This window comes from Candidatus Methylomirabilota bacterium, from assembly GCA_036002485.1.
In the GTDB taxonomy this organism is placed as follows: domain Bacteria; phylum Methylomirabilota; class Methylomirabilia; order Rokubacteriales; family CSP1-6; genus AR37.
In genome coordinates, this window is sequence record DASYTI010000167.1 from 1 (window position 1) to 8,740 (window position 8,740).

7 protein-coding genes are annotated in these 8,740 nt (G+C 66.9%); 2 read left to right on the top strand and 5 right to left on the bottom strand.

All coding sequences use genetic code 11. The features are described 5' to 3' along the window. Positions 1-65: 65 nt before the first annotated feature. Together VGT00_15855 and VGT00_15860 are read right to left on the bottom strand one after the other, a co-directional pair. A complete protein-coding gene (locus tag VGT00_15855) occupies positions 66-1,265 on the bottom strand; it encodes an amidohydrolase family protein (GenBank protein HEV8532896.1) in 1,200 nt (399 codons plus the stop codon). 214 nt (positions 1,266-1,479) lie between these two features. After that, positions 1,480-1,875: a VOC family protein gene (locus tag VGT00_15860; GenBank protein ID HEV8532897.1), complete on the bottom strand. Its 396-nt coding sequence runs from the start codon at positions 1,873-1,875 to the stop codon at positions 1,480-1,482. Between the two features lie 251 nt (positions 1,876-2,126). Here VGT00_15860 and VGT00_15865 point away from each other — a divergent pair, with 251 nt between their 5' ends. Beyond that, positions 2,127-4,283, top strand: a complete 2,157-nt coding sequence (locus VGT00_15865; protein HEV8532898.1) for an ATP-binding protein — start codon at positions 2,127-2,129, stop codon at positions 4,281-4,283. Positions 4,284-4,287: 4 nt separating this feature from the next. Then, positions 4,288-5,856, top strand: coding sequence for a response regulator (locus tag VGT00_15870; protein ID HEV8532899.1), 1,569 nt, complete (start codon positions 4,288-4,290; stop codon positions 5,854-5,856). Between the two features lie 195 nt (positions 5,857-6,051). Here the strand turns inward: VGT00_15870 and VGT00_15875 are convergent, their stop codons facing one another. Genes VGT00_15875 through VGT00_15885 form a run of 3 tightly spaced genes read right to left on the bottom strand, consistent with a single transcriptional unit; the run spans position 6,052 to position 8,705 of the window. Continuing rightward, positions 6,052-7,098, bottom strand: a complete 1,047-nt coding sequence (locus VGT00_15875) for an LLM class flavin-dependent oxidoreductase (GenBank protein ID HEV8532900.1) — start codon at positions 7,096-7,098, stop codon at positions 6,052-6,054. Positions 7,099-7,120: 22 nt separating this feature from the next. After that, complete coding sequence (locus VGT00_15880) at positions 7,121-8,503, bottom strand: amidase (GenBank protein HEV8532901.1); 1,383 nt, start codon at positions 8,501-8,503, stop codon at positions 7,121-7,123. Continuing rightward, entirely contained in the window at positions 8,496-8,705 is a 210-nt protein-coding gene (locus VGT00_15885; protein ID HEV8532902.1) for a hypothetical protein, read from the bottom strand. Before VGT00_15885 ends, VGT00_15880 begins: the two co-directional genes overlap by 8 nt. Positions 8,706-8,740: the final 35 nt, after the last annotated feature.

Genomic DNA, 8,740 nt, shown 5'->3' on the forward strand with positions numbered 1-8,740 from the left:
TTCGGGACCCAGGACGGCGGGCGCACCTGGTCAGAAGACCAGCTGCCCGCGGGCGTCCAGGACGCCTACGCGGTCGCCTGCGCCTGACCGACTTTCCGTGCGGGCCCGATGCTCTCCGCGCGGAGGCCGTAGAGCTTCATCACGTTCTCGGACGTGATCTTCCGCCGCACGCGCTCTGACACCATGCCGAGGTTCGCCTCGATGTGCCGCCGGGACTCTGGCCAGATGCAGTCGGGGTGCGGATAGTCGGCGCCCCAGATGATGTTGTCCTCGCCCACGAGCGGGATGATCGGCTCCATGAACTGATCCTGCTGATACGTGGTGTAGCCCTGGCGCCGGAAGTAGTCGCTGGGCTTCATGGAGAAGCCGAGGTTGCGCGCCCGGTCGTTGTACTCCGTGTCCAGCCGGTCGAGGACATAGGGGATCCACGTCACCCCCGACTCGCCCAGGATGAAATTGAAGTCCGGATACTTCTCGCAGGCGCCCGAGGCGATCAGCGAGACCAGCACCTCCATCCCGTCGAGCTGGAAGAGCGACGAGCGCACGAGGCGCCACTGGAGCGAGTACTCCTGCTCCATCTTGGGGTTGTCGGGAACGCGCAGCCCCTTGAAGCCCGTCGAGTGGAAGGAGATGGGGAAGTGACACTCCGCCGCGGCTTCCCACAGCGGGTACCAGTCGTGCGTGTAGAGGGGCACGCTCATTCGCTTGAAGGCGAGATCGCCGCCCTTGAGCCCCATGGCGGCGCAGCGCCGCACTTCATCGGCGGCCCCGCGGGGATCGTTGTTGGGAATGACAGCGAGGGGGAAGATGCGGGTGGGATCCGAGCGCTTGGCGAACTCGGCCGCCCAGTCGTTATAGATCTTGTTGCACCACGCTCGCTGGTCGCCGTCGTTGATGAGGTCGTTGATCATCAGGCAGCCGTAGATGATCTCCGCGTCGAGCCCGTCCTTGTCCAGATCGGCGAGCCGTAGCTCGGGGGTGGTCGGCCGCGGCTTCGCACCCCGCTGATAGTCCCACTCGAACCCCACCGCCTTCATCTCGTCGATGTGGCCGAACATGCCCGGCTGATACTTGAGGAAGCCGGGCCCGACTCCGTTCCACATTCCCTTGTCCTGCGCCTCCACGAACCAGTGGAGCCCGTCCTCCAGCTCCTCTACCCGGGGCGCGAGGAGCTTCCACTTCGACGGCGCCTGCGAGGACCACAGGTCAGGGGGGCAATACGTCAGGTCGATATGATTATCACCGGAAATGAGGAGGTCACGCATCACGTCCCCCTTGCTGTGAGGTTGGGGCGCCGGGACCCACGGCCCCGGTCACCCTCCGATTATTAGCGATCGCGATACGCAGGAGTCTAGCGCGAATTATTCACGAACGCACGTACCGCTTCCTGGCCGCCCCCTTATCTACTCAAAATGAATCCCTCTCCCTCGGAGAGGGAGAGGGTAGGGTGAGGGTGGCGTTGTCTCGCGATAGGCCGGGCTAGTCGTAGCGCTCGCGCTTCCTGAGCTCCACGAAGAGCCCGTGCGCTTCGCGAGGATGCAGCCACGCGATGTCGTCCCCGCGGGCATCGACCTTGACGCCCTGCTCGCGCAGACCTTTCACCGCGCCGGGAATATCGCCGCACTCGAAGCCCACGAGGTAGACACCCTCACCGTGCTTGGCGAGGAACTTGCCGACGGCCTTGTTGGCGTCGGTGGGCTGGAGCAGCTCGATGTGCCCGATGCCCGTGGGCAGGATCGCGTTGAGGAAGCCGAACTCCTTGGACTCCCCCCGCTTGTGCACTTCCAGGCCGAAGAGCTTCGTGTAGCGCTCGATGGCCGCCTCCAGATCCCGCACGACGACGGATAGCTCGATGACGTTCCCCAGCATGGCCATGCGATGTGTCCTCCTGTGGGCCGGCGCGGCGCCGGATATCGACCAATCGGTGCCGTGGAGTGTGCCCGAGTTTGGCGGCCCGCTGACCACAAACTTGCTCACGCATCGAGGATGTGCCGCTTGCCCATCCGCGCTGATAAGTGACCAATTTCGGAAGCGTGGAGCGAGCGGGCGAGCCGCAAGCTGTTGGATTCTCGGTTCTCAAGACGATGGCCTATTGCTTGCGTCTCCTGTGACCAGAGGAGTGTGCATTGCGTCAAACCACCGGCCCCACGGCTCTGCAGGAAAGCGAAGAGACCTTCCGGCTACTTTTCTCCCATAATCCTCTGCCCATGTGGCTGGCCGACGTGACCACTCGGGAATTCCTCGAGGTCAACAACGCAGCGGTGGCGCACTACGGCTATTCGCGTACCGAGTTCCTGAGCATGAAACTGGACGACATCCTGCCGTCGGAGGAGATCCCGCGGCTCATGGAGCGGGTGGCCGCCCTCGCCCACTCGACGGATGAGTCGCCTCGACGCGCGGGCACGTGGAAGAACCGGCTGAAGGATGGCCGCGAGATCGCCGTGGAATTCTTCTCTCACACCATGTCCTTCGCGGGCCGGCGCGCCGCCCTCGTGGTCGCGTTTGACCTGACGGAGCTCACGCGGACTCAGGCCTCCCTCGCCGAATCGACGGAGCGGCTCACCATCCTGCATGAGATCGACCGCAGGCTCATCGCCGGAGAGGCGCCGGTCAAGATAGCCGAAGCGGCACTCCGGCGATTGCGCGATCTCCTCGGGTTCCCACGCGCCATCGTGAACATCTTCGACTTCGCGGCCGGCGAGGCGGAGTGGCTGGCTGCGGCCGGGCGGCGTCGCGTCCGCCTGGGGCCTGGTGTCCGCTTCTCCCTGGCCCTGATGGGCGACGTCGAGGGCTTGAGACGAGGGGAGATGCAGGTGATCGACGTCACCTCCCTGCCCCAGGGGCCCGAGGCGGCCGCCCTGCTCGCCGGCGGTGTCCGCGAGTACATGGTCGTGCCCATGATGGCCGGCGGCGAGCTCATCGGCGGGCTGAGCTTCGGCGGAACGCCGGGGCAATTTCCCCGCGAGCACGTCAGCATCGCCCAGGAGGTGGCGAACCAGCTCGCCATCGCCATTGCCCAGACCCGGCTCGACGAGCGCGTCAAGCGCCATGCCGTGGAGCTCGAGCAACAGGTCGGAGAGCGCACGCGCGAGCTGCGCGCATCCAACGATCGGCTCGAGCAGGAGATCGCGGAGCGCCGGCGCGCGGAGGCCGAGGCCGACCGCGCCAATCAGGCGAAGAGCGAGTTTCTCTCGCGCATGAGCCACGAGCTCCGGACCCCCTTGAACGCGGTCCTGGGGTTCGCCCAGCTCCTGGAGATCGATTCGCTCACGGTGGCGCAGCGTGACAGCGTGGACCACATCCTCCGGGGTGGGCGACATCTGCTCGGCCTCATCGACGAAATCCTCGACATCAGCCGCATCGAGGCCGGTCACCTGGCTCTCTCGATGGAGCCGGTCTCGCTCGGCGAGGTGATCCGGGAAACTCTCGAGCTGATCCTGCCGCTGGCCGCGACATGGAAAGTCCACGTCGATCTGGGAACCTCGGAGGCCGACGGTCGCTACGTCCTGGCCGACCGCCAGCGACTCAAGCAGGTGCTCCTCAACTTTCTCTCCAATGCCGCCAAGTTCAACCGGTCCGGCGGCACGGTCACGATCGGGGTCGAAGAGACTCTGGGGGATCGCCTCCGCGTCAGGGTCGCTGACACGGGCCCGGGCATCGCACCCAGACTGATGGAGCGGCTCTTCACGCCCTTCGACCGGCTCGGGGCCGAGACCCGAGGTGTGGAGGGCACGGGACTCGGCCTGGCCCTGTCCAAGCGCCTCGTCGAAGTGATGGGCGGGACCATCGGCGTGGAGAGCGTCGTCGGTCAAGGCAGCACCTTCTGGGTCGAGCTCCCCCGCGCGGAGTGCCCGGTGGCCGGCGTGGCCCCTCCGGCCATCCATCCGGACAAGGCGCTCCCGACTCGGGGCGCCGTGCTGTATATCGAGGACAACCTTCCAAATCTCCGGCTCGTCGAGCGGCTCTTGACCCACCGACCGAACGTCAAGCTCTTCTCCGCCATGCACGCGAGTCTCGGGCTCGAGCTGGCCCGCGAGCACTGCCCGAGCCTGATTCTCCTGGACCTGCAGCTACCCGACATCCCCGGCGCGGAAGTGCTGGAGCGGCTCCAGCGCGATCCCGCCACCCGTCATATTCCCGTGGTCGTGATCAGCGCGGACGCCACTCCCGGTCAGATCAGCCGGCTTCGGGCCGCGGGCGCGCGAGAGTTCCTGACCAAACCACTGGACGTCCAGCGTTTCTTCAAGCTCCTCGACGACATCCTGAGCAACGGGCACGGCTAGGGTCATGCACGAGGACACGATCAAGCGCGCCAGGATCCTGATCGCCGACGATCAACCGGCCAATGTCCATCTCCTCGAGCGCTTGCTGAACAGCGCGGGCTACACGCACATCGCGAGCACGACCGATCCTTGCCAGATCTTGCCCTTGTTCGAAGAGTTCCGGCCCGACCTGCTCCTCCTGGATCTGCTCATGCCACAGCTCGACGGCTTCGCGGTCATGCAGCAGCTCCAACCGCTCGTCTCCAAGGGCTCGTACTTCCCCATCCTGGCCCTCACGGCTGACGTCGCCCCGGAGACCAGGCGCCGGGCCCTCGCCGCCGGCGCCAGGGATTTCCTCACGAAGCCTCTGGACAGGACAGAAGTCCTCTTGCGCATTCAGAATCTCCTGGAGACCCGCTTCCTTCACCAGGCGCTCCAGACCCAGAACGACCGCCTCGAGGAGGAAGTTCGCGAGCGCACCGAGCGACTCCTACAAACAGAGAAGGTGGCCACCATGGGAGAGCTTCTGGCCGGTGTGGCCCACGAGCTCAACAACCCGCTCTCCGTGGTCACCGGTCGGGTCGGGCTCCTTCAGAGCCAGCTACGCGACAATCCCGAGGTGACCAGACAGCTCGACAAGGTGGCGGAAGCGGCCGACCGCTGTGCCCGCATCGTGCGGAACTTCCTCGCCCTGGCGCGCCAGCGTCCGCCGGAACGTCAGGAAGTCTATCTCAACCTCGTGGTGGACGAGGCGCTCGACCTGGTCGGCTATGCGCTGCGCACGGACGGGGTCGAGGTCACGCTCGAGCTGGCGGATGACTTGCCCGTCCTCTGGGCCGACGTTCACCAGCTGCATCAGGTGCTGGTCAACCTGATCACCAACGGCCACCACGCCATGCGCGAGAAATCGGAGCTGCGGGTGCTGACCATCAAGACGGAATCAGATCCGTCGAAGTCTCGGGTGAGCCTCTCGATCGCCGATACCGGGCCCGGGATCCCGCCCGCGGTTCGAGCGAGAATCTTCGAGCCATTCTTCACGACGAAACCCGCCGGCCAGGGAACCGGCCTGGGGCTGTCCCTGTGCCAGGGTATCGTGGAAGCGCACGGCGGGAGCATCGAGGTCGAGAGCGAGGTGGGGATGGGGACGGTCTTCACCATCCAGCTCCCCGTCACCGCTCCGGAGCGGCCGCCCGAGGCCAAGGTCCCGGAGGCCGCGGACTCGGGCGTCGCGAAGCGGATTCTGATCGTCGATGACGAGCCGGATGTCACGGATCTCCTGGCCGACATTCTGGCCGTCGACGGGCACCGGGTCGACAAGGCCTGCAACGGGGTGATCGCCCTGCAAAAGCTCAGGGAACGCCGCTATGACGTGATCCTGAGTGATCTCCGAATGCCGGAGCTCGACGGCCCGGGACTCCACGACGAGGCGGGGCGCCTCGACGGCAGCCTCGCGCAGCGGTTCATCTTCATCACGGGGGACACGCTCAACCTGGAGACGAGGAGCTTTCTCGACAGGGTGGGCGCTCCCACGGTGACCAAGCCGTTCGATCTGAACCAGGTCCGCCGCGCCGTCCACCGAGTTTCCGTCGACTAATCACGCTCGCAGGCGGCTCAAAAAGGTCCAGATGCGAGGCGGCGCCCCGCCGTTCGAGTTGAGCGGCGGCCCCTGGTCGACGCGAGACGAGAGCTGAGTTGATCCGCAGGTGAGGCGTAGTCTCTCTACGTTGAACCTGCGGCCGAGGGCGCCGCACTCCCGCAGATGGGCCTTTTTCAGCCGCCTGCGAGGCGATCAGCGGAAGGCAGGCATCACCTCGTGCGTGAGAAAGTGCAGGGTGCGCCGCATTTTCTCCAGGGGGAGCAGGCCGCCCGGATTCAGCTCGGCCACGATGCCGCTCAGGCCGAGCTGCTCCGCCACTTCGCCGAGGCGTTCGATCACGCGGCTGGGTGTCCCGAAGGCGACTCGGGTCTTCAAGATCTCGTCGTAGGTCAGCCCGCCCACCTTGGCGGCCAGGGTCTGGCGCCGCGTCGCCGAGCCCGTGTCACGGCGGCCCATCCCCGACTGCACCAGCTCGAGATGCCGCTTGAAGAAGTAGGTCATGTTCTCCTTCGGCTCCTCGAGGGCCTCGGTCTCGGTGTCCGCGCAATAGACGGGAATGCGCAGGAAGGCATCCGGATTTCCCGCGTGTCCCGCCTCCTTCCAGGCCTTGCGATACGCGCCGAGGTGGATCTCCAGCGAGGGAATGTCGTGGTCGCGTAGACCCACGAAGATGGGAAGGCCGAGCCGAGCCACGTACAGGAACGTCTCCTCCGAGTTCGAGGCCATGCGCATGGGCGGGTGGGGAAGCTGGTGCGGCATGGGCGAGACGGTTGCGTTCTTGAACTGGTAGAACTTGCCCTCGTAGGTGAACGTCTTCCCCTTCCACGCCTCGCGCAGGACCTCGAGGGCTTCGAGGAACCGCGCCTGGCTCTCGCCATAGGGGATCCCCAGGATGTCATAGGCGCGCGCCGAGCCGCTCCGGCCGATGCCGAAATCGAAGCGTCCCTGGCTCAACTGGTCCACCGTGGCCACCTGTTCGGCGAGGTTCAGGGGATTGCTGAGGGGCAAGACCTGCACGGCCGTGCCCACGCGGATTCGCCGCGTGCGCGCGGCGATGAAGGCCGAGAGGGCCAGGGGCGCCGACTGCACCGACCGATTCCCGTTGAAGTGGATCTCGCCGAGCCAGATCTCGTCGAGGCCCCAGGCCTCGGCCGCGTCCACCAGCGCGAGCGTCTCCTGAAACGTCTCGGCCTCGGTGACGCCGCGCCGCCTCTCCTCGAGAAAGACCCCGAAGTGCATGGGCTTCACCGGGAGGCCGCCCTCAGACGGGCGGGCGCCGAGTGTGCCACGCGGTCGCCTGCTCGTAGGCGTGACCGGCTCGCAGCACCGTGCTTTCCTCGAAGGGCCGCCCGGAGAGCTGAAAGGACACGGGAAGCCCCGATGAGGAGAACCCGCAGGGCAGCGCGAGCGTGGGCAGCCCGGTGAGATTGAATGGGGCCATGTTGCTCTTGGGGAAGGCGAACTCGGGATCGAGCGCCTGCGCGAACGGCGTGGCGGGCTTCAGCGCCGTCGGCGAGGCGAGGACATCGACGGTCTTCAGGACCGCGGCCGTCTCGCGGCAGATCTCCGACCGGATGCGCTGGGCCTGCGTGTACTCCGAGGCGGTGACGAGGGCACCGGTCAGGATGCGCTCGCGCAGGACCTCACCGTAGAGCTCCGGATGCTCGCGAATGTCGCGCTCGTGGTAGGCATAGGCCTCGGCCATCAGGATGAGAAGAAACGAGTGCGCGCCCCGAAGGCTCGGGATCTGGACGTCGCGCACCTCGGCCCCGAGCCGGCGCAGCGTCTCCAGCGCTTCCTCGAAGGCGCGCGCCACCTCGGCGTCCACCTCCTCGAGAAAGTAGGCGCGCGGCACGCCGATCTTCAGACCGCGGATGTCGCGGCCCAGGGGAGCGAGATAATCGTCGACAGGGGCGCGGCTCGAGGCAGGATCCGCCGGATCGTATCCCGCCAGCGGCTGCAGGAGGAACGCGCAGTCCTGGACGGTGCGCGCCATGGGGCCGGTGTGGTCGAGCGTCCACGAGAGGGTGAGGACTCCCGCGCGGCTCGAGCGCCCGTAGGTCGGCTTCAGCCCCACGATGCCGCAGAAGGCTGCCGGCCCGCGGATCGATCCGCCCGTGTCCGAGCCCGTGGCGCCGGTGACCAGGCCCGCGGCGAGGGCCGCGCCGGACCCGCTGCTCGAGCCTCCGGGGATGTGGTCGAGGTTCCACGGGTTCCTCGCGGGCGGGAAGCGATGGCCGGGGAACTGGAGACCGAACGCGAACTCGTGAGTGATGAGCTTGCCGAGCTGCACCGTGCCCGCGGCCCGCCAGCGCTGGACACAGGTCGCGTCCTCATCGGGAATCCAGTCGGCGAGAAGGGCGGAGCCACCCGTGGTCCGGACACCCCGCGTGAGGTAGATGTCCTTGTGAGCGACGGGGATGCCCAGGAGCGGCCGCGCGTCGCCGCCGCGCAGCGCCGCCTCGGCGGCCCGCGCCTCGGCCAGCGCGCTGTCCGCCGTCAGGGTCACGAAGGCGTGCAAGATCGGATCGAGCTTCTCGATACGCGCGAGAAGGGCCTGGGTCACCTCGACGGGCGAGAGATCCCGCTTGCGATAGCGCGCGCCCAGCTCGGCGATGGTGGCATACGCGATCTCGTCACTCATGGCGCTTCTCCTCGTTCTCCGCCGAGAACTTCACCGCGGGGTCCACCGTCTTGATGGTGCGCGAGTCGAGCGTGCGCAGCGGAGCGAGGGCGGCGCCCAGGAGCTTCCGCACCATGGCGAGCCGATGCTCGGGAATGGTGACGCCCGCCGCGCGAATGCGCTCGCGCAACTGTTCCATCGTCAATTCTTTCGGATCAGCCATCGCGTCTCCTCCGGCTTCCCTCGCCGCTCACGACT